The sequence below is a fragment of the uncultured Agathobaculum sp. genome (assembly GCF_963927765.1).
Classification (GTDB): domain Bacteria; phylum Bacillota; class Clostridia; order Oscillospirales; family Butyricicoccaceae; genus Agathobaculum.
The window spans coordinates 20,208-39,928 of the sequence record NZ_CAWVCU010000079.1 but is presented as its reverse complement, the minus strand read 5'-3'; the positions used below and the strand labels follow the sequence as shown (position 1 = coordinate 39,928).

The following is a 19,721-nucleotide window of genomic DNA, read 5'->3' as shown; positions in this document are numbered from 1 at the left end:
TCATAGTAATGGATGCTTGTTTGATTTAGTTCCATTCGTACTGTCTCCTCCTTTTCACTGCGCTCCTATCTAACAATATGTCCCCCTTTTGTGAAATATGAGAATAATTAAAGATTTGCGTAATGCCTATCACGCACAAGAAAAGCCCGGTTCAGTTTTATTCTGAACCGGACTTTCGCATTCATATAATTTGCCACGTTTACCAAGCGACACAACAAACGGTGTGTTGAGTTATTCAATTAAAGGAGCATTTCCAGCGATGCGTCACAATACGGGCAACGCTCGCCTACTTTCCCTTCCAACGGCAGATAAGATTCTGTCTTGGTAATGCATTTATGATTCGAGCACTTAACGCCATGCGCCCCGATATCCTGATGTCCCGCGCGGATAAACGGCAGCTTGGAAAGCGTAAGCAGCAGCGCCATACGTCCAAACATACCGAAGCGCGCCTGACGGAAGTAAACGGCACGCGGGTCATCGTCCACATCCTGCGCAATTTCATCCACACGCGGCAGCGGATGCAGGATCAGCATATCTTTTTTCGCACGCTTGAGTTTTTCTGCCGTGAGCTGATAATTCCCCTCGAGGTTTTGATATTCCTCCGCAGTCACAAACCGTTCCCGCTGAATGCGCGTCATATACAGCACATCCAGCTCCGGCAGCGCCTCATCAATGCTCTTGACTTCGCAAAACGGCATATCATGCTCTTTGAGGAACTGGATCATATAATCCGGCAGACCCAGCACGTCCGGCGCAATCAGATAAATCTGCACATTGTGATATCGCTCGAGGAAGTGCAGCAAGGAATGTACCGTGCGGCCGTATTTCAAATCGCCGCACAAGCCGATCTTCATATCATCCGCCGCGCCGCGCATGCGCAGAATGGTCACCATATCCGTTAGTGTCTGTGTCGGGTGCAAATGGCCACCGTCACCTGCGTTGATAACCGGCACAGAAGAATACATGGACGCTGCTTTTGCCGCACCCTCACGCGGATTGCGCATGACGATCATATCCGCATAGCTGGAGACCATATTGATCGTATCCTTCAGGGTCTCGCCTTTTGTTGTTGACGAGGAACCCGGATCGGAAAAGCCGACCACGCTGCCGCCCAGACGCATCATCGCAGTAGAAAACGACAGATTGGTTCGGGTAGAGGGTTCATAAAACAGGCTGCCCAACACCTTACCGCGACAAGCATCTGTATATCCCTCGGGGCGGTCAATGATGTTTGTGGTCAGCTTATATAAGTCGGAAAATTCTTTCTCCGTCAGATCGCACAAATCAATGATATGGCGCATTTGGATGATCCATCCCCTTTTCTTTCTTTTCTTTGATTATCATACCACACAGCAAAAAGAAAGAAAAGGGTTATTTCCGCATCGCTTCAATCGGGTCCAGCCGCGCCGCACGCACAGCCGGCAGCAGTCCTGCAATGATACCACAAGACAGGCATAAAACAAACAGACCTATTATCATGCGCCAATCCGGTAAAAGAGAAATTGTTCCGTATAGTATAGCCAGCACGATACCCATACCACACAAGCCGCCCCATAGACACAGCAGCGCAGATTGCAGCAAAAATACCCGACGAATATCCTGCGTCTGCGCGCCGAGCGCGAGCAGTATACCAATTTCTCCTGTTTTTTCGTATGCCGCTGCCAGCATACTGCACAGCACACCAATCAGCGCAACGCAAAGTGTAATTGCGCCGACCGCTGCAAATAGCACTACGCCCAGATTTGCCAAGCGATTCACTGTATCCACCATGCCGGACATATTCTGTACCCGAACCGTACCATCTACTTGACCATATCCGTTGAGATATCGTGCTATCTGATCGCTGACAGCAGACAAATCCGCTTCTGCCGCACATTGCACGAAAACCTGATCTGCGTTGTCCTGTGCTGTTGCCAGACAAGAATACGGAATATAGACCAAATGCGGTGCAAACGACGAAGCAAGCGACCCAAACGCGCTTGTCTGCGCTTTGACGACCCCGCACACGGTGAAATACTGATCCTGTCCATCGAGTCGCACCCGAATTGTGCGGCCGACGATGTTGTCCCGCCCATACAACGCCTGTGCCAATTCGTCCCCAACAACCGCAACCGGCTTGGCATACTCCGCCTGCTGTGCACTGAGCAGAGAGCCTGCCAACAATTCGAGCTGCATCACTTCCCCCAGCCGTTCATCTGCGCCCAAAAAGAGTACATCCTCGCTAGTGTGCCCTGCTCGGACGGTGCCTGACTTCGCCTTGATCGGCATCACGCTGTCAATCTCTGCTACTGCCTGTTCCATGCGGTCTGCCAACTCGGCAGAGAGCGGATTGCCCGCTCCGTGATCCTCCAGATATACGGTAAGTCCGCTGACGCCAAGCGTTTTCAGCCCCTCGCTCACCTTTTCCTGTCCCAACATTCCGATTGCTGCAATCAGCAGCAGCGCACCGGTTCCAACTGCGACGGACAGTGCACACAAAATGGTGCGCAGCGGGTTTTCACGCAGATTGCCGACAGCCAGTCGCAGCAAATCCGCGCCCCTCATGCTGTCACCTCGACCAAGTCACCGTCTGACAGCGAATCTGGCGGCGATAAAATCACCTGTGCATTCGCTTCCACGCCTTCACATATTTCCGTCATGGATGCGAGCATATATCCGGTCTTTACTGCCCGCTGCACTGCTCTGCCATTCTCCACACAGAACACATATTCCTGTTCCCCCCGCTGACAAATTGCTTCCATCGGCACAGCAATCGCATCTGGATGATAATCTGTAAAAATTTTTACGGTGGCCGAATATCCCGGTCGCAGTCCATCCTCATTCCCCGTCAAGTCCAAAAGTGCCTCCACCGTTGCTTCGCTGCTTTCTCCCGTCAGACTGATTGCACGTGCTGCCACCGGCGACAGACTTTTCACCTCTGCGCCAAACACCGTATCCTCCAAAGCGGAAACCGTCACATTTGCCCGTTGGCCTTCTTTCAGATCTCCCGCATAGATTTCCGGGGACTGTGCGCGTACCTGTAAGCAATCCAGATCGGAAATACGGATGCAGGGTACATTAGCAAACACACTCTCCCCTGTCTCCGGTATCTCTAAAACCGTTCCGGAAACCGGCGCGCGCAGCACCAGATCCTCCTTTGCCTGCACAGATTGTGCTTCACCGCTTACAACGGCACTCCACGCTGCCTGTATTCTATCCTGCAACTGCAGATTTGCCTGACTGGCTGGCTGCATCACACAGAGGATATCTCCTTCCTCCACCGTTTCTCCAACCGATGCATAAGCAGTTGTCACCACCGCATCGGCCGACGGTGCCACAACCGTGCTGTCAGCCGCCTCGATCTTTCCCGAAACGGTAATGCTGTTGTAAATGTCCTGCACCGTAGCTACCGCTGTCCGCACGGCGGTTGGTGCAGGTGTACGCTTCTGCCATGACCAGAAGGTCAATATGCACAATATGATTGCCGTTGCGCCCAACACCATCCGCGCCTTTTTTTCCACAAAAAACCGACCTCCCGCCGCAAGACTGTCGTTAGTCTGCGGCGAAGCGGCCGGTTTTACACATGCAAAAACTGGTTTTGCTCACAGCACCGCACGAATTGCGTCTGCGACTGTCTTTGCACGCACAATATTCATTTTTTTCGTCAGTTCCTCATCAATTTCCTGCATCGGCATAACGCAAGTGTGGAAGCCCAACCGATACGCTTCGTTGATGCGCTGCGCGGCATTGGAGACCGCGCGCAATTCTCCAGTCAAACCGATTTCGCCAAAGCTCATCACGCCTTCCGGCAGCGGCTTATCCCGAAAGCTGGATGCAATCGACAAGACCATCGGCAGGTCTACCGCCGGTTCGTCCAGCCGCATGCCGCCTACCACATTGACATACACATCTGAGGATGAAAGAAACAACCCGCATCGCTTTTCGAGAATCGCCAACAGCAGCACCATGCGGTTATAGTCCACACCCGCCGCCGTGCGCCGCGGCACACCAAATTGCGTTTTCGCTGCCAGCGCCTGCACTTCCGCCAGAAGCGGGCGGCTGCCCTCCATCACGCAGGCAATGCAGTTGCCGGATGCGCCCTGCGGGTGTCCGGCCAACATGGCAGCGGAAGGATTCTGCACCTCCAGCAGGCCGTGATCGCTCATTTCAAACACGCCGATTTCGTTTGTAGAACCATAGCGGTTTTTCGCGGCGCGCAGGCAACGGAACGGCCCTGTTGTCTCCCCTTCAAAATAGAGCACGCAGTCCACCATGTGCTCCAAAATCTTTGGGCCCGCAAGAGTACCTTCCTTGTTGACATGACCCACGATAAAAATAGTCACATTCTTGTTTTTGGCATACTGCATCAGGCTCATGGCGCATTCTTTGATTTGCGTCGTGCCTCCCGGCGCCGCCGTCAAATCCCGTTTATACACCGTTTGAATGGAATCCACAATCAGAATATCAGGTGCCATTTGCTCGGTTTCCGCAATGATCTGCTCCATATCGGTTTCCGAAAGGATATACAGATCAGGAGAGGAGATATGCAGCCGTGCGGCACGCAGCTTGATCTGCCGAAGCGATTCTTCTCCGGACACATACAAGACGCGCGCAGATTTGCACATTTCCTGACACATTTGCAGCAAAAGCGTGGATTTTCCGATCCCCGGCTCGCCGCCCACCAATACAAAGGAGCCGTGTACAGCACCGCCGCCCAGTACCCGATCTAGTTCTCCGATACCGGAGTGAAACCGGCTTTCGTCGCCGCTGTCAATATCCTTGAGCAGCGTGGGACGCGATGCTCCGCGCTGAAATGTATCCGTGCCGCGTGCAGCCGACTCCGGCTTGACCTTAAATTCGCTCATGGTGTTCCATGCCCCACAGGAAGGACATTTGCCAAACCATTTGGGACTTTCATAGCCGCAATCACTGCAAAGATATACGGTTTTCTGTTTCATACTTCCTCCGTTAAACGCCGCTTTCGTACCGAAGATATCCAGTCACGATACTGGCGGCCAGCTTTTTATGATATTCCGAATTGCCAAGCAGTTCCTCTTCTGCGGGATTGGATAAGAATCCACATTCCACGATCACCGCCGGACAATCCAACACTTTCATCAAATAGATGCTCTGGTCTGCCGGTTTGGCTTGCCTTGTATTATCCGGGTCGCAGCCGGTAATCAACGCATCCTGTAAAAGCTCCGCCAACGCACAGCCGCCTGCGTGATTGGTCGAATAAAAAACCTGCGCGCCGTGGTACTGCGCATCGCTGAACTTATTCAAATGGATGCTGAGAAAAACCGGATTGGATGTTTGTGCAACAATCTGTTCGCGTGCCTTTATGTCGGAGATTTTGTTCTCCCGCACAGGACGAGACGGATCATAGTCCAGCGCATTTGTATCTTCTCGCGTCATCACGGTTTGGACACCAAAGAACGATGCCAGCAGCTGCACACGCTTGGAAATACTTAAATTGATGTCCTGCTCCGTCGTTCCGTTGGAACCAATCGCGCCGCCGTCAAATCCGCCGTGCCCGGCGTCAATCACCAACGTGCGCGCCGAATGGTTTTGCGCAATAGCCTGAACCACTTGTTCCCCTGTCGTCCATGCCAAAAGAACAGCTATCACCAGCAACACGCAGCCCAGTATGTATTTTTTCCATCGTTGTCTCACTGCGCACACCTCCGTCATGAAAAGGTATGCGTATTCTTTGTCCATTATAATTGACAAAACCACATCATGCAATAAATTCGTTGTTGCTTCCACAAAATTATGATATGATAGTAGCATCAAATTGGAGGAATGAAAAATGCATCAGGTTTCAAAACTGCTGGCAGTCATCGATTATCAAAATGATTTTGTCACCGGTTCTTTAGGGTTTGAGGGCGCAGCAGCCATTGATAACGGTATTGCGCATTTGGTGCAGACCTACCTTGCCCAAGGAGATCATGTATTGTTCACTTATGATACGCATGACGAATATTATTTGGAAACACGGGAAGGTCGTGCTTTGCCTATTCCGCACTGTAATCCAAAGGAAACCGGCTGGCGGCTATATGGCAAGACGCAGGAAATCTGCTGTGAAACCTGTGCCAATCATCAGATCCACACCGTTTGCAAAAACACCTTCGGTATGTCCCCTACTGACCTTTGCGCTTTGGGACAGGAATTACCCAACCTTCGCGAAATATTGGTAGTGGGCGTCGTAACTAACATGTGCGTAATCTCCAACGCTATTCTTTTGCAGGCTCAGTGGCCGGAGGCACAAATTACGGTCGACGCTGCATTGTGCCGCAGTTTTGATCCTGTGCTTCACAATAAAGCATTGGATGTCATGCAGGGACTTCAAATGAATGTCATCAACCGATAATTTTTGTGGCTATGTGTCACAATACTGAGAATATGCATAACATCTATGACAAATTTTTCGTATATCTCATTTTGTGACACAAGTATAATATTTTGCGCAAGTCTAATATTTTGCATATTTTATATTGACATTATTGCACATTGTTTGGTATAGTTATTAAGATATCACGATTAATCAAAATGCTTTCGCTATAAATCTATAACCGGGTGTAGCGCAGTTGGTAGCGCGCCTGCTTTGGGAGCAGGATGCCGCAGGTTCGAATCCTGTCACTCGGACCACCTTTCTTAGAAAAACCGCCTATTCAGGCGGTTTTTCTACATTTAGCACTTAAATCAGGCTACTGGAGGGATAGTGAAATGAAAGTTATCTGCTTTGGTGATTCTAACACCTACGGATACGATCCTCACTCTTTGTTAGGCGATCGTTATGACGCAGACAGTCGGTGAGTAGATATTCTGACCGCCGAAACCGGCCGGGAGGTCTGTAATATGGGGCAGAACCCAGACTGACACCCGTTTTTCCCCCCAAAAAAACACTGGCCTACTCATTCTCATGTTGGGCACCAATGCTCTACTCCAAGGCTGCAGCCCGGAAGATGCTGCCGGCAAATTGGAGGGCTTTCTCTCCGGCCTATCGCTGAAGCCCGATCAAATTCTACTGATCGCGCCTCCGCCCATGGCGCTGGGCGAATGGGTATCCAGCCAGCAGCTCATGGATGATTCCCGCACCTTTGCTGAGTACTGTGATGCCCCTGCCCAACGACTTGGTATCCGCTTTGCCGACGTCGGGGACTGGGATATTCCCCTTGCCTATGACGGAGTGCATTTCACGGCGCAGGGACACAGAACCTTTGCAGCAAAACTTTTGGAGGTACTCAAATAAAATAAATCGTACCCACACTTTGGGTTTTTGTACTGCTGCTCACCGGATGCGGCGGAAACGACTCCAACAGTTCATACCAGCAGATCACCATCTGCCTTTGCTAGAGCAGATCCGACAGGCTGGGTATCACCTGCAGGATCGGTATCTGGATGATCTGTGAAAGGAATTGCTGAAATAAGCAATGTTAGTATATGTTGCTTGCAGCAACGGGCCATATCCCTTACAATTGCGGTAACACCTGAGTGAATAGGAGTGATCCATCATGTTAAGCGAAAACATAAAGGCAATCAGAAAATCAAAGGGGCTCTCCCAGCAAGAACTTGCTGTGAAGCTGAATGTGGTGCGGCAAACGATTTCTAAATGGGAGCAAGGCTTGTCCGTCCCGGATTCCGATCTGTTGATCTCCCTATCGGAAGCGCTTGAGACACCCGTGAGCACTTTACTTGGAGAGACTGTTGTGGAGGAGGAAGCTGATGCCATAAAAGCGATCTCTGAAAAATTGGAGATCATCAATCTACAGCTAGCACAGCGAAAGACACTAAGAAGAAAAATCCTGCATTGGCTGTTCATCTTAGCATGTGTGATCATAGCAGCCGTTTCTGCGTTCTTAATCGTAGTTAATAGTCCTTATTTGGGTTGGGATTATGGTGACCCAGAACTTGCCGTTGCGGGAGTGATTTTTCACGCATTTGAGTGGTTGTTCGTCAGGTTAGCGCCTATTATCCTGATTGCGGCTCTTGTCGGCATTTTTATGACGCGAAAAAAAGCATAAAGTGTTTTCCAAAAAAAGCAATTACAATGACTGTGCTATATAAGCATCACCGAACAAACCTGAACACGGAAAATCAGATAGGCGCCGCTGATTTTCGGTATGCTGATTTTAGAAGGGTATTGCCCGGTTTCATGGACTCACCCCTACTGCACTGCAAAAAAAGTCAGGTGCGGTTGGTTCCGAAAAGACAAATTGTTTGAAATCAGCACGAAGCGCAAACCGTGTTGTTCTCTTTTGACCTTTCCTCCTCTATGATCATATCAGCAGCTGCAGAGAATCAAAGAACCGATCATAAAAGGAGCTATTGCCATGAACACAGATAAAATTTTTGCAGAAGCCATCGCCAATGAGTACGCTCCCAAAGATACCTCCAAGGTCGTCGCCCTGAAAAAGCTGGACCGAAAAGCCAAGGGGCCAGCCAATATCTTTGCGTATAGCTTTGGCGTTCTAATGACGCTGTTCCTCGGTCTGGGGATGTGTCTTTCCATGCAGGTGATCGGAGGGGGCGGCATCCTGATGACGAGCGCCGGGATTCTTCTGGGCATTCTGGGCATCGTCGGGGTTGGCCTGAACTACCCCATCTACAAAAAGCTCCTGCGATCCGGAAAGGAAAAGCATGCTTTTGAGATCATGCAGCTGGCCCGGGAAATCAGTGAATCGGCAGAATAAGCAGAGAGAAGGGCGGCAGATGAACAAATCCGAAAGCAAATACTTCAATACCGCCCTGCGAATGGACGAAGCGCTCATCGCACTGCTGGAGAAAAAGGATTTGGAATATATCACGGTGAAGGAGATCTGTCATCAAGCTGGAGTGAACCGTTCCACCTTCTACCTGCACTATGAGACAATTGCGGATCTGGTAAGTGAGACCTTGGAGATGATCAACCAGAGATTCCTTTCCTATTTCCCCCAAGAGGAAGATGAAATTCTGGGGAATGTGGGCAGCCGAAAGCGGGAAGATCTGGTGTTGGTCACCCAGGAATATCTTCTCCCCTATCTTTGCTTCATCCGTGACAACAAAAAGGTCTACCGGGCGGCATTCCGAAATCCAAGCAGTATGCAGACCCATGCACGATATGGAGAGTTAAAGCAGCATATCCTTGGCCCCATACTGGAGCGGTTTGATATCCCAGCCGCTCACCGCCCCTATTACATTGCCTACTATGTGGAGGGTATCATCGCCATTGTCAAAGAGTGGCTACGGCAGGACTGCGCGGATGAGGTGGAGATGATTGCCGACATCATCGAATCCTGCGTGCGGTACAAGGACAGCAGCCCTGAGAAATAAAAAAAAGAAAAGCACATCCATCAGATGGCGTTCTGCCATTCTGCCGATGTGCTTTTTCGTATTCCGCAACTTTGGTTTTATTCTTTTACCGGCAACCGTAGCTCACACCGATAGGGCGTGCCGTTGTGAAACTCCGCTTTGCCGCCGTGGGCAGCAGCGATTTGAGCCACCAGCCGAAGCCCTGTGCCGTGAGCTGCCCCACCGTCAGGCTCAGACGGCTGGGAGGAGTCCATCTGTACTGTTCCCGCCATGGTTCCACCCTCTACCCATAGGATGAGCTCTTTTCCCTCTTCCCTGCCCCCTAGACAAATGGAACAGTCCGGTGTGTTGTGCCGCACACAGTTAATGAGCAGATTGTTCACCGCCCGTCGCAATAGAAATGGATCAGCTTTAATCTCAGGCAGAGGTGTGTCCGGAAGATCGATCTCAAAGTCAAAGCCAGAACCCATGCCGCCATTAAGGAAATCCGCTGCTGTTTGCCGCAAAAAGGCCGCGGGCTGGAGAGGTTCTTTCCGCAGTGCCTGCATCTCACAGTCCAAGCGCATTGTCAGATTCAAGTCGTTCACCAAATCCCGGATCATCTGGCTCTGGGCACGAATGGCGGAGGCCTGCCTCTTGTGTTCCTGCGCCAAGTCCGGCGCTTCTTCCAATTGGGCTGCATAACCCATGACCACCGAAAGAGGGGTACGTATATCGTGAGAAACCCCGTTGATCCAATCCGATCGAGCTGCATCCCGCACTTGCTGTTCCTGCCGAAACCAGCGGCGTAGCACCACCCAAGCAAGCCCCAGCACACTGCCGAGCGCTAGCAGAAAAAAGCCTAGAAACCAGATGGGTGTTTGCAGCAGAGCTTGCGTATCCATAGCGATATCGTGCTTCCACACGCTTCCTTTGGGCGAACCCACGACCAACACACCATCTTCCCGCACCCGACACTGAACCGGGTAATCGCTCAGATACCACCGGGTAAAAGAAGCAACTTCCGAGACAGTATACCGCTCCGGCACATCGTCTGGCTTGCGCAGGGACCACACCACCTGTCCCTCCTGATCCAGCAAAATGGCCCATTGATCCTTTTCCAGCAGCTCATCTCCTGTAAAAGAATAGGCCGTTCCATCCCAGAGCAAGGTGCTGGAGAGTTTTTCCATGGGTATATTCCAATCTCGGCCGCCGTTTGAGTTGTAGTAAATAAAGGCAACCAGCCCCAATAGCGTCACGGCAACGATGAGAAGCGCCGAGACTGCCACCAGCATGGCTCCTTTTAATAAACTGCGCAGCTTCATGTCGTCCCCTCCCGCCGGAGCCGGTACCCCAGTCCCCGCACTGTTAATAAAAATTTCGGGTGAGATGGATCAGTTTCCACCTTTTCCCGCAGGCGTCGGATGTGAACCATAAGGGTGTTTTCATAGCCCACCAGAGGCCCGTCCCATAAAGCAGCACACAGCGCATCAATGGTGACGATATTTCCGCGCTCCTCCCATAGTTTGCGGAGCAAAGCGAACTCCTTGGCAGTGAGGGCAATCTCTTCCCTGCCCCGTCGTACCGTTCCCTTGCCCCAGTCAATCTCAACCTCTCCCAGCCGCACCGCATGTCTTTCTTCTCGATAAACCCGGCGCAGCACCGCTCGCAGACGGAGCAATAACTCCTGCGGCAAAAAGGGCTTAGTAATATAGTCATCCGCTCCAAGCCCCAATCCCCGAAGTCGTGCCTCATCTTCATCCCGAGCGGAGAGAAACAAAACCGGAACATCCCGCACCTGACGGATTTTTCCCAAGAGAGCAAAACCGTCACCGTCTGGGAGCATCACATCCAGCAGCACCGCGTCCGGAACTGCAGCACGAAACCGTTCGAGGGCTTGGGCACAGGACAGGGCCACCTCCGTCTCATAGCCTGCCTGCCTTAGAATTTCCTGCACCATGTTCTGAAGGGTGAGCTCATCATCGACAATCAAAATACGATAGGTCATGCAGCCGGCCTCCTTTGTTCTCAGCTATCTCTATTATAAAGAAACAGTTTCGACCAGTCCAGCCGCCTGCCCTGATTTCAGGTAATCGTAAGGTAGGCTTCATGAGCGCGTAAGGCAGAACAGCTAGGATAGATAGCACAAGGAGGTCTTGTTATGAACATCATCGAAACATGCGATCTATGCAAACAATACGGGAATGCCCTGCGGGTAGCACATTTAGACCTGAATGTACCCGAAGGCAGCATTTACGGCTTCCTCGGCCCCAACGGAGCCGGAAAATCCACCACATTGAAAATGATTTTAGGTTTGGTGCGCCCCACAGCAGGCGACATCCGGGTGTTGGGAAAGAACATGGACCAGAAAAACCGTCTGTCAGTACTGCGTCAGGTTGGAAGCCTGATTGAAAGCCCCAGCTACTACGGTCACCTCACCGGTGAAGAAAACCTGCGCATTGTCCAAACGCTTCGAAACATACCGGAGAAAAACATTCAGGAAGTGCTGCAAATCGTCCGACTGGACGGTCAGCGCGGAAAGAAAGTAGCCCAGTATTCCTTAGGAATGAAGCAGCGGTTAGGGCTGGCGGCAGCGTTGCTGGGATACCCTAAGCTGCTCATTCTGGACGAGCCTACCAACGGTCTGGACCCGGCGGGCATTCAGGAAATGCGAGAGCTGATTTGCGCCCTGCCTGAACGGTTCGGCATGACGGTAGTGGTGTCCAGCCACCTTTTGAGCGAGATCGACCAAATGGCCGACCATGTCGCCATCATCCGGGAGGGTGAACTGGTATTTCAGGACACCTTGGAGGCTTTACATAGCCGCAGTCAACATCATTTGGCCCTGCGAACCACCAATAATGCGGTCGCCCGCAGTCTGCTTGCCGAACAGTCGATACCCTGTCAGGAAGAGGATAACTATCTGCTCCTCCCCATTCTCTCTGACGAGATTGCCGCCCAGATCACCCGCTTTCTGACGGAGAATCATTTAGGCGTGGTACGACTAGAAGAGCGACAGAAGAGTCTGGAGGACATCTTCCTGGAATTGACCGGAAAGGCGGTGAGCCTGTGAAGCTGCTGAAGCTGGAATTTTACAAATGCCGCCGTCGGAAAATTGTTCTGGTGTGCGCTGCCGTACTGGCAATAGAGCTTATCTGGATGGGCGTTTTCTTCACCCGGCAAGATGCCGAGGATTTGCAATGGGGCTGGATGCTCTTGCTCTACAATCTGTCCACGGTAGACGCCATCGTCCTGCCCCTCAGCGTGGCCACTCTGACCAGCCGCAGCTGCGAACTGGAGCATAAGGGCAGCACTTGGAAGCTGTTGGAGACCATGGTTTCTCCAAGCAGCCTCTATACCGCCAAACTGGGCTGGGGTGCTCTGGTACTGGTTGTTCTGCTGGTTCTTCGCTCGGGGCTGTTTCTGGGTGTATGGATTGCGCAGGGGTTTCAGGGACCTATTCCTTGGGGACGGTTTGGACTATTCACCCTAATCTCATGGGCGGTGTCCATGATGGTCTACGCCCTTCAACAGGGACTATCCCTGCGCTTTGCCAATCAGGCTGCTGCTTTGATATGCGGCATTTCGGGCAGCTTTCTGGGCATCCTCTCCATGCTGTTTCCACCAGCTTTGATCCGGTGTGTACCATGGGGATACTACGGACTTCTGTCTCTGGTGGGTATGGACTGGAACGCAGCTACCAGGGTGACACGGTTCTATTGGCGGTGGCCCCAACCTCTGGACCTTGTCTTGCTGCTGATCTGGGCGGCGGTATTCCTCATCGTAGGCCGAACTCTGTTCGTGCGAAAGGAGGTATGAGACATGCTGCTGCGTTGTCTGAAAGCAGAAATTCAAAAGTGTCGCAGATCTCCGGTGTGGCTGGCTTTTCTGGTGCTACCCATTTTCCCGGCCATTTTGGGTACAGGGAATTATCTGGGCAACCTAGAGGCGCTGGACAATGGCTGGTACAGCCTGTGGAGTCAGCACACCCTGTTCTCCTCCATGTTCTTTCTGCCCGCGCTGCTGGGCGTGTTCTGCGCCTGGCAATGGCGGTTGGAGCACACCGACCACAATTGGAACAGCTTCCTGACCGCGCCAGTGCCGGTACGTGATCTGTACGGGGCCAAGCTGATTCTAGCTAGCGCTGTTTCTCTGTTGGCGCAGGTGTGCATCGGCGTTTTGTTCCTCCTCAGTGGGAAGATCGCAGGCATCTCCGATCCGGTGCCGCTGGAACTGCCGGAGTGGCTGCTCTGCGGAGCGTTGGGCGGCATCTCGGTCTGCGCGGTACAGCTCTTTTTCAGTCTGGTATTCCGGGCCTTTGCCCCACCAGTGGCTTTTGGTCTGGTGGGCGGTATTCTGGGCCTGATGTTCACCGCACAAGGATTGGGATATGCCTTCCCATACTCCCTGCTGTGCCTAGGGATGCGGGCCAACAATCCACTGATGGAGCTGAACCTTTCGCCTTTTATTCTCTCTGCATCGGTCTATACCCTAGCATTTGCGCTTTTCTCTCTGCGATATCTCCGAAGGCGGAATATCTCGGCAGAGTAAAGGCAGGCCCCCGTTTTTTCGCCGGGGGCCTGTTCTATTTCTTATTCTCTCATGTCGCTCTCCATTTTGTTCGTCAATTCTAGTGCAGATTGTTCGCTCTAATGGCATCTGCCAAACAAATCTGTGGATTTCATTTGCAAATCTATCATGGCGCTGCCTTCTGCATAGTGTTAAAATATTCCTATAAGCAGAATCAAGGGGTTCATAGAGTTGTGAAGTCCCTTGTGCCGGTTTGAAGGTTTAACGAATGAGTTCTATACAGATTTGGAAAGGGGTAAAAAGTATGAGCCATTATGACGAACAGCTTAGTCAACTACAGGCCCAATGTGCCAGAAAAAAGAAGCTGGAAGCTGCCATAGCGGAACTGCGTACTCAACGCGACACTTATACGGCCCGGGCCAAGGAGCTGGAGCAGGTTTTTCGGGAAGAACAAGCGGATGTAGATCGTCTGGAGGGACGAAGCCTTTCTGCCTTTTTCTACAATGTGATTGGAAAAATGGACGAAAAGTTGACGCAGGAGAAGCAGGGAGCTTATGCGGCTCGGGTGAAATATGACGCTGTTGCCAGAGAACTGGCAGGAATCGAAGAGGATCTACGCAGATGTGAAGCGGAACTGCACTCGCTCCATGACTGTGAAAGCCGCTATGCTGCGGTGAAGCTGGAGAAAACACAAGCAGTAAAAGCTGCTGGCGGTGACACGGCAGAAAAAATACTAAATCTGGAAGAGCGCGTTTCCTATCTGAAAAGTCAGGAGCGCGAACTGAAAGAGGCTGTCGCTGCTGGTCAGGATGCGCTGGCGACCGCAGAACAAATTGCCGATAACCTGAACAGTGCAGAAAACTGGGGCATATGGGATTTAGCAGGCGGCGGCTTGTTCGCCGATCTGGCGAAGCACAGTCATTTGGATGATGCCCAATCTTCTGTAGAATCTCTACAATCACAACTACGCCGCTTCAAAACAGAACTCGCGGATGTGACCATCGATGCCGATTTTCAGGTCAGTATTGAGGGTTTTCTCCGGGTTGCCGATTATTTCTTTGACGGCATCTTTGCTGACTGGGCCGTGTTGGATCGAATCCATCAGTCTCAGGATCAAGTACAGGATACCAAAAGCAAAATTCATAGCGTACTAAGCTACTTACAAACCTTGATGGATCATGTCACCACAGAAAAAGCGGATATCCAACATCAGATTGAACATTTGGTCGACAGCGTACCGATATGAACCGTCTTGCTGACAGCTTAGAAAACGAAACATCTGCGAAAACCTCCGTCTCCTCTTTTAGACCGACCTATTCCTTATCATGTCTAAACTCATCTTGCAAAATATAAATGCCTATAACGTATATCTGTAAATAGAAAATGAGTATTTTACATTTCTAGAAAGCAGTCTTACAATGAGAACAAAGGAGGTTATTTTGATGAACGCATTGGTTGCTTATTTTTCCGCTACCGGGACTACCGCAAAGGCGGCAAAAGCGCTGGCAAGCGCTACGGGAGCGGATCTCTATGAAATCAAGCCCGCTGTCCCCTACTCCAGCGCGGATCTGAACTGGATGGACAAGAGCTCCCGCAGCAGCGTAGAGATGAAAGATCCACACTCTCGCCCTGCCCTTGCTGATACCGACGCTCCGGTAACCGGCCACGATGTGATTTTTTTGGGCTTCCCTGTCTGGTGGTATGTTGCTCCCACTATCCTTAACACATTTCTCGAAGCCTATGACTTTACAGGCAAAACCATCATCCTCTTCGCTACCTCTGGCGGCAGCGGTCTTGGCAAATCGGCAGCCAGCTTGCAAGGCAGCGCCCCCGGCGCCAAAATCATAGATGGACGTCTGCTCAACGGCCGTTTAAACGAATCAGATCTGAAGTCTTGGGTGAAAGGACTGAAGCTGTGATGCAGTATACCAAGCTAGGCGCTTCTGATCTTACTGTCTCCCGCATCTGTATGGGATGTATGGGATTTGGTGATGCCAAAAACGGCCAGCATTCTTGGACCATTGACGAAGCTCACTCCCGCGAAATCATCCGCCGCGGGCTGGAACTCGGCGTCAATTTCTTTGATACTGCTATTGCCTACCAAAGCGGCACCAGCGAGCAGTATGTAGGTCGTGCTCTCCGGGACTTTGCCAAGCGGGATGAGGTAGTAGTAGCCACCAAGTTCCTACCCCGCACCAATGAAGAAATCGAAGCCGGAATCGGCGGTCAGGAGCACATCCGTCGAATGCTGGACAAGAGCCTTCAAAATCTGGGGATGGACTATGTAGATCTCTATATCTATCACATGTGGGATCACCAGACACCGCTTTATGACATTATGGAAGGGCTGAACAACGCGGTCAAAGCGGGTAAAGCCCGGTACATCGGCATTTCCAACTGCTTTGCCTGGCAGCTCGCCAAAGCAAATGCCTTGGCAGAACGAGAAGGCTTTGCCAAATTTGTCTCTGTGCAGAGCCATTACAACCTGATCTTCCGGGAAGAGGAACGAGAGATGGCTCCGTACTGTCAGGCGGAAAACATCGCTATGACGCCATACAGCGCCTTGGCGGGTGGGCGGCTGGCCAAGCGTCCCGGCGAGACATCTAAACGGCTTCAGGAAGACAGCTACGCACACCTAAAATACGACGCTGCTCAGGAGCAGGATGCCCTCATTCTCGCCCGGGTAGCAGAGCTTGCTGACCGCAGGGGCGTATCTATGACCGAAATCTCTCTGGCGTGGCTGCTGACCCGTGTCACTGCACCAATAGTGGGTGCCACGAAGCTCCACCACATCGAGGGGGCGGCCAAGGCGGTGGATCTCACTCTGACAGCCGAGGAGTGTACCTATCTGGAAGAATTCTATACACCACATCCTCTGGTAGGCGTTATGGCTCAAAATACAGCTGCGGCAGCCAAAGACGACCATGTCTGGTCTACCGGAAATCAGATTATTTGATAACATAACCCCATCAGGCATTCATTATCTGCTAAAAAGCGGTGATGGATGCCTGTTTTTACTGCACTTGCACTCGGCGCGAAAGTCAGCTATCTCCGCAAAACTCCTTCGGACTTGCATGGTACTTCCGTCACCGCTGTGCTATAATGATACCAATAATAAAACAAGAGGAGCAACAACAATGATGCGAGATATCTGCAAGGACGAGACGTTTCTGGCACAGAAAGCGGAACCGGCCACACCAGACGATATTCCGGTCGCTAACGACCTGCTGGAAACATTGCAGCACCATAAGGACGGCTGCGTGGGTATGGCAGCCAACATGATCGGCGTAAACAAACGCATCATCGCTTTTGACAACGATGGTACTTACATGGTCATGTTCAATCCAGAGATTATCAAAAAAGCCGAACCATATGACGCAGAGGAGGGCTGTCTTTCCCTCGCTGGCACGCGCCCAGCCAAGCGGTGGAGATCCATCAAAGTGCGCTGGCAAAACGAGAAATTTCAGGAGCGCGTAAAAACCTTCACCGGCTGGACAGCTCAGATCATCCAGCATGAAATCGATCATTGCGAAGGCATTATTATATAATCTCACCGCACTTGCATATCAACCAATATCTTGTAGCAATAGCTTTAGGCCAACGGATTTTCTGGCGAAAGCTTAAACCAAGGAGGAAAACCATGTTTGAAAATAAAGTTGCCGTGGTCACCGGCGGCGCCAAAGGCATCGGCAAAGCCATTGCAGAGGCATTCCGACAGGAAGGTGCCAAGGTGTGCGTCATCGACCTGCTGCCCAACGATTACTTCACGGGAGATTTGGCTGACCAGACCGTTCTGGAAGATTTCGCTCGCAAGGTCATCACCGACCACGGTCATGTGGATTATCTGATTAACAACGCCCTCCCGCTGATGAAGGGCATCGGCGAATGCAGCTATGAGGAATTCAATTACGCCCTTCGGGTAGGTGTCACCGCGCCTTTTTATCTGACCAAGCTGTTTGCGCCCTACTTCGCCCCCAGTGCGGCCATTGTGAACATTTCCTCCTCCCGGGATCGGATGAGCCAACCTCAGACCGAAAGCTACACGGCAGCCAAAGGCGGCATTTCCGCCTTGACACACGCTCTGGCGGTAAGCCTCAGCGGCAAGGTACGGGTAAATTCCATCTCGCCCGGCTGGATCGACACCGACTACACTGACTATGAGGGATCGGATGCCGCTCAGCATCCTGCCGGTCGGGTTGGCAACCCGATGGATATCGCCAATATGGTGCTCTATCTCTGCTCGGACAAAGCGGGCTTCATCACCGGAGAAAACATCTGCATCGACGGCGGTATGACACGCCAGATGATCTACCACAATGATTTCGGCTGGATGCTGCAAAGAGGAACTCATTGATGAAAACCGCCATCTGTTGCGACCGGAAGCGGTAAGGCACTCAAAAGCTGCCAATGCGATTTCTCTATGAGGTGAATTGATGGAACTGGGACTGACCTTTCCGCTTCAGCGGTTTCTAAAAGTAAAAACGCCGGTCTACGGCACAGAGCCGGACCGGCGTTTCTGCTGGGATTTACATGTCATCGACTTGCGGGGAAGCAAGTGCCTGCTGGCCGTCCACTGTCACAGCCGGTACGCTTTCGTCCGCTACGATGTAACGCCCCTTCAGTGGAGAGATATCCCGGAACTATTCCGAGAAGGACTGACCGAAAGCCTCACTGCCGCCGGATTTGCCGTCAATCATATCGAAGCGTATCTTCGGCAGGCAGGCGATATGGAAATCACCCGTACCCATGGTCGCCGTGAAGTGGCATTCCTCAACAGGGCGTGGGAAGATGTACTGACGCTCGATCTGTGTCTGAATCCCGATCGTCAGGAACAGCCCCTTCTGGAGCATGCCGTCAATACCCGTCCTAGCCGATGCGTCGGTTTTGAAGGTCTTGGGACAGGACTGGAACGGATAAACATTTTCTTGGACGAAGAATGATGGGTTCACCCGACCGCGCCGCCCAGAGTGAACAGGGCCGGTCGCAGCCATTTTTTCGTGCCCCCTTTCCAGTCATTTCCCTCCTGCTAGGAATTCCTCTGCCATGTGTACCGCAGTGGCTCCATCCGCGACTGCCGTCACTACTTGACGCAAGGGTTTCGTCCGTACATCCCCTACGGCATAAACACCGGGCAGATTAGTCTTGGTCGTCTCATCTGCAATAATATAACCGCTGTGGTCGAGATTCAGCTGTCCTTGCACCAACTCGGTAGCAGGTTTTCTGCCTACGCTGATGAACACGCCGTCACAAGGAAGCAGTGTTTCTTCACCAGTATGCACATCCTTCAGCTTTACGCCGGTCAGCTTGTCCTCATGGAGCAGCTCTGTGACAACGCTGTTCCAGCGAAATTCGATATTCTCTGCCTGTATCAGCGGCTCATGGTAAACCTTGGTGGCCCGCAAGGTATCCCGACGATGAACCAGAATGACTTTTTGGGCAATACGGCTGAGCAGCATAGCATCCGCGGCGGCAGAATTGCCGCCCCCTACGACCACCACCGTTTTACCCTTGTAGCGCATCCCGTCGCAGGCGGCGCAGTAAGCCACGCCCCGTCCGGTAAGCGCAGTTTCGTTATCAAGCCCCAATTCTCTGGGATTGGCACCCGTAGCCAGCACTACGGTTCTGCCATAAAATGTGCCCTCGCTGGTCTCGAGCACTTTGGGCACGGTGGTGAGATTCATACGCTCCACCTGTGCATATTCGCTCTTCGCACCAAATCGCTCTGCCTGCTGCTGCATCTTCTCCGCCAGAGTAAAACCGTCAATGCCATCTTCGAATCCGGGATAATTGTCGATTTCCTCGGTCAGAGCCATCTGACCACCGGCTGAAAGCTTCTCCAGCACTAGTGTGTCTAAGCTGGCTCGGGCAGCGTAAAGTGCTGCTGTGTAGCCGCCTGGGCCGCCTCCCACCACGATCATATCATAAACATGAATCTCACGCAT

At 51.9% G+C, this 19,721-nt stretch carries 22 protein-coding genes and 1 tRNA gene; 15 read left to right on the top strand and 8 right to left on the bottom strand.

All coding sequences use genetic code 11. The features are described 5' to 3' along the window. Nucleotides 1-239 precede the first annotated feature (239 nt). From pyrB to ABGT74_RS06940, 5 genes are all read right to left on the bottom strand, one after another. Complete coding sequence (gene pyrB / locus ABGT74_RS06960) at nt 240-1,301, bottom strand: aspartate carbamoyltransferase (protein WP_346704995.1); 1,062 nt, start codon at nt 1,299-1,301, stop codon at nt 240-242. 70 nt (nt 1,302-1,371) lie between these two features. Continuing rightward, nucleotides 1,372-2,529 carry an ABC transporter permease gene (locus ABGT74_RS06955; RefSeq protein ID WP_346704994.1) on the bottom strand — a complete coding sequence of 386 codons (1,158 nt, stop codon included), beginning with the start codon at nt 2,527-2,529 and terminating at the stop codon, nt 1,372-1,374. An 11-nt stretch (nt 2,530-2,540) separates the two neighbouring features. Next, entirely contained in the window at nt 2,541-3,500 is a 960-nt protein-coding gene (locus ABGT74_RS06950; protein WP_346704993.1) for an efflux RND transporter periplasmic adaptor subunit, read from the bottom strand. An 81-nt stretch (nt 3,501-3,581) separates the two neighbouring features. Next, on the bottom strand, nt 3,582-4,937 hold the full coding sequence (gene radA, locus ABGT74_RS06945; protein WP_346704992.1) for a DNA repair protein RadA: 1,356 nt from the start codon (nt 4,935-4,937) through the stop codon (nt 3,582-3,584). A 10-nt stretch (nt 4,938-4,947) separates the two neighbouring features. Beyond that, nucleotides 4,948-5,652 (bottom strand): N-acetylmuramoyl-L-alanine amidase, encoded by a 705-nt coding sequence (locus tag ABGT74_RS06940; RefSeq protein WP_346704991.1) that lies wholly within the window; start codon nt 5,650-5,652, stop codon nt 4,948-4,950. Between the two features lie 136 nt (nt 5,653-5,788). Here ABGT74_RS06940 and ABGT74_RS06935 point away from each other — a divergent pair, with 136 nt between their 5' ends. The 6 genes from ABGT74_RS06935 to ABGT74_RS06910 all read left to right on the top strand — a co-directional run bounded on the left by ABGT74_RS06935 (nt 5,789) and on the right by ABGT74_RS06910 (nt 9,291). Then, nucleotides 5,789-6,349 (top strand): cysteine hydrolase family protein, encoded by a 561-nt coding sequence (locus ABGT74_RS06935; protein ID WP_346704990.1) that lies wholly within the window; start codon nt 5,789-5,791, stop codon nt 6,347-6,349. Nucleotides 6,350-6,551: 202 nt separating this feature from the next. Then, nucleotides 6,552-6,627, top strand: a tRNA-Pro gene (locus tag ABGT74_RS06930). Between the two features lie 274 nt (nt 6,628-6,901). Continuing rightward, the gene (locus tag ABGT74_RS06925) at nt 6,902-7,231 is read left to right on the top strand and encodes a hypothetical protein (protein ID WP_346704989.1); all 330 of its coding nucleotides are present in this window, start codon (nt 6,902-6,904) and stop codon (nt 7,229-7,231) included. Between the two features lie 262 nt (nt 7,232-7,493). After that, entirely contained in the window at nt 7,494-8,003 is a 510-nt protein-coding gene (locus ABGT74_RS06920) for a helix-turn-helix transcriptional regulator (RefSeq protein WP_297283121.1), read from the top strand. Nucleotides 8,004-8,312: 309 nt separating this feature from the next. Beyond that, nucleotides 8,313-8,672 (top strand): dihydropteridine reductase, encoded by a 360-nt coding sequence (locus tag ABGT74_RS06915; protein WP_297283120.1) that lies wholly within the window; start codon nt 8,313-8,315, stop codon nt 8,670-8,672. A 19-nt stretch (nt 8,673-8,691) separates the two neighbouring features. Beyond that, entirely contained in the window at nt 8,692-9,291 is a 600-nt protein-coding gene (locus tag ABGT74_RS06910) for a TetR/AcrR family transcriptional regulator (RefSeq protein ID WP_346704988.1), read from the top strand. Between the two features lie 77 nt (nt 9,292-9,368). Here the strand turns inward: ABGT74_RS06910 and ABGT74_RS06905 are convergent, their stop codons facing one another. Continuing rightward, entirely contained in the window at nt 9,369-10,574 is a 1,206-nt protein-coding gene (locus ABGT74_RS06905; protein WP_346704987.1) for a HAMP domain-containing sensor histidine kinase, read from the bottom strand. Further along, nucleotides 10,571-11,257, bottom strand: a complete 687-nt coding sequence (locus ABGT74_RS06900) for a response regulator transcription factor (RefSeq protein WP_346704986.1) — start codon at nt 11,255-11,257, stop codon at nt 10,571-10,573. The genes ABGT74_RS06905 and ABGT74_RS06900 overlap by 4 nt, the downstream gene beginning before the upstream one ends. Before the next feature lie 153 nt (nt 11,258-11,410). On the opposite strand from ABGT74_RS06900, the gene ABGT74_RS06895 reads away from it, so the two are divergent. The 9 genes from ABGT74_RS06895 to ABGT74_RS06855 all read left to right on the top strand — a co-directional run bounded on the left by ABGT74_RS06895 (nt 11,411) and on the right by ABGT74_RS06855 (nt 18,719). Then, a complete protein-coding gene (locus ABGT74_RS06895; RefSeq protein WP_346704985.1) occupies nt 11,411-12,322 on the top strand; it encodes an ATP-binding cassette domain-containing protein in 912 nt (303 codons plus the stop codon). After that, nucleotides 12,319-13,068 (top strand): ABC transporter permease, encoded by a 750-nt coding sequence (locus tag ABGT74_RS06890; protein ID WP_346704984.1) that lies wholly within the window; start codon nt 12,319-12,321, stop codon nt 13,066-13,068. Before ABGT74_RS06895 ends, ABGT74_RS06890 begins: the two co-directional genes overlap by 4 nt. A gap of 3 nt (nt 13,069-13,071) precedes the next feature. Further along, nucleotides 13,072-13,800 carry an ABC transporter permease gene (locus ABGT74_RS06885; protein WP_346704983.1) on the top strand — a complete coding sequence of 243 codons (729 nt, stop codon included), beginning with the start codon at nt 13,072-13,074 and terminating at the stop codon, nt 13,798-13,800. Nucleotides 13,801-14,083: 283 nt separating this feature from the next. Beyond that, a complete protein-coding gene (locus tag ABGT74_RS06880) occupies nt 14,084-15,025 on the top strand; it encodes a hypothetical protein (RefSeq protein WP_346704982.1) in 942 nt (313 codons plus the stop codon). A gap of 196 nt (nt 15,026-15,221) precedes the next feature. Next, entirely contained in the window at nt 15,222-15,698 is a 477-nt protein-coding gene (locus ABGT74_RS06875; RefSeq protein ID WP_346704981.1) for a flavodoxin, read from the top strand. Next, complete coding sequence (locus ABGT74_RS06870) at nt 15,698-16,735, top strand: aldo/keto reductase (RefSeq protein ID WP_346704980.1); 1,038 nt, start codon at nt 15,698-15,700, stop codon at nt 16,733-16,735. Before ABGT74_RS06875 ends, ABGT74_RS06870 begins: the two co-directional genes overlap by 1 nt. Nucleotides 16,736-16,916: 181 nt before the next feature. After that, nucleotides 16,917-17,327, top strand: a complete 411-nt coding sequence (locus ABGT74_RS06865; protein WP_346704979.1) for a peptide deformylase — start codon at nt 16,917-16,919, stop codon at nt 17,325-17,327. Between the two features lie 92 nt (nt 17,328-17,419). Continuing rightward, nucleotides 17,420-18,133: an SDR family oxidoreductase gene (locus ABGT74_RS06860; RefSeq protein ID WP_346704978.1), complete on the top strand. Its 714-nt coding sequence runs from the start codon at nt 17,420-17,422 to the stop codon at nt 18,131-18,133. Nucleotides 18,134-18,212: 79 nt separating this feature from the next. Further along, on the top strand, nt 18,213-18,719 hold the full coding sequence (locus ABGT74_RS06855; protein ID WP_346704977.1) for a hypothetical protein: 507 nt from the start codon (nt 18,213-18,215) through the stop codon (nt 18,717-18,719). Nucleotides 18,720-18,791: 72 nt separating this feature from the next. Here the strand turns inward: ABGT74_RS06855 and trxB are convergent, their stop codons facing one another. Beyond that, a complete protein-coding gene (gene trxB, locus ABGT74_RS06850; RefSeq protein ID WP_346704976.1) occupies nt 18,792-19,721 on the bottom strand; it encodes a thioredoxin-disulfide reductase in 930 nt (309 codons plus the stop codon).

Excerpts from the sequence above, each read along its gene's own strand:
- ABGT74_RS06885 (WP_346704983.1), top strand. The coding sequence starts at position 13,072 with ATGCTGCTGCGTTGTCTGAAAGCAGAAATTCAAAAGTGTCGCAGATCT.
- ABGT74_RS06920 (WP_297283121.1), top strand. The coding sequence starts at position 7,494 with ATGTTAAGCGAAAACATAAAGGCAATCAGAAAATCAAAGGGGCTCTCC.
- radA (WP_346704992.1), bottom strand. The coding sequence starts at position 4,937 with ATGAAACAGAAAACCGTATATCTTTGCAGTGATTGCGGCTATGAAAGT.
- ABGT74_RS06870 (WP_346704980.1), top strand. The coding sequence starts at position 15,698 with ATGCAGTATACCAAGCTAGGCGCTTCTGATCTTACTGTCTCCCGCATC.
- ABGT74_RS06865 (WP_346704979.1), top strand. The coding sequence starts at position 16,917 with ATGATGCGAGATATCTGCAAGGACGAGACGTTTCTGGCACAGAAAGCG.
- ABGT74_RS06880 (WP_346704982.1), top strand. The coding sequence starts at position 14,084 with ATGAGCCATTATGACGAACAGCTTAGTCAACTACAGGCCCAATGTGCC.
- ABGT74_RS06935 (WP_346704990.1), top strand. The coding sequence starts at position 5,789 with ATGCATCAGGTTTCAAAACTGCTGGCAGTCATCGATTATCAAAATGAT.
- ABGT74_RS06895 (WP_346704985.1), top strand. The coding sequence starts at position 11,411 with ATGAACATCATCGAAACATGCGATCTATGCAAACAATACGGGAATGCC.
- ABGT74_RS06860 (WP_346704978.1), top strand. The coding sequence starts at position 17,420 with ATGTTTGAAAATAAAGTTGCCGTGGTCACCGGCGGCGCCAAAGGCATC.
- ABGT74_RS06910 (WP_346704988.1), top strand. The coding sequence starts at position 8,692 with ATGAACAAATCCGAAAGCAAATACTTCAATACCGCCCTGCGAATGGAC.
- ABGT74_RS06925 (WP_346704989.1), top strand. The coding sequence starts at position 6,902 with ATGTTGGGCACCAATGCTCTACTCCAAGGCTGCAGCCCGGAAGATGCT.
- ABGT74_RS06855 (WP_346704977.1), top strand. The coding sequence starts at position 18,213 with ATGGAACTGGGACTGACCTTTCCGCTTCAGCGGTTTCTAAAAGTAAAA.
- ABGT74_RS06900 (WP_346704986.1), bottom strand. The coding sequence starts at position 11,257 with ATGACCTATCGTATTTTGATTGTCGATGATGAGCTCACCCTTCAGAAC.
- trxB (WP_346704976.1), bottom strand. The coding sequence starts at position 19,721 with ATGCGTGAGATTCATGTTTATGATATGATCGTGGTGGGAGGCGGCCCA.
- pyrB (WP_346704995.1), bottom strand. The coding sequence starts at position 1,301 with ATGCGCCATATCATTGATTTGTGCGATCTGACGGAGAAAGAATTTTCC.
- ABGT74_RS06875 (WP_346704981.1), top strand. The coding sequence starts at position 15,222 with ATGAACGCATTGGTTGCTTATTTTTCCGCTACCGGGACTACCGCAAAG.
- ABGT74_RS06915 (WP_297283120.1), top strand. The coding sequence starts at position 8,313 with ATGAACACAGATAAAATTTTTGCAGAAGCCATCGCCAATGAGTACGCT.
- ABGT74_RS06905 (WP_346704987.1), bottom strand. The coding sequence starts at position 10,574 with ATGAAGCTGCGCAGTTTATTAAAAGGAGCCATGCTGGTGGCAGTCTCG.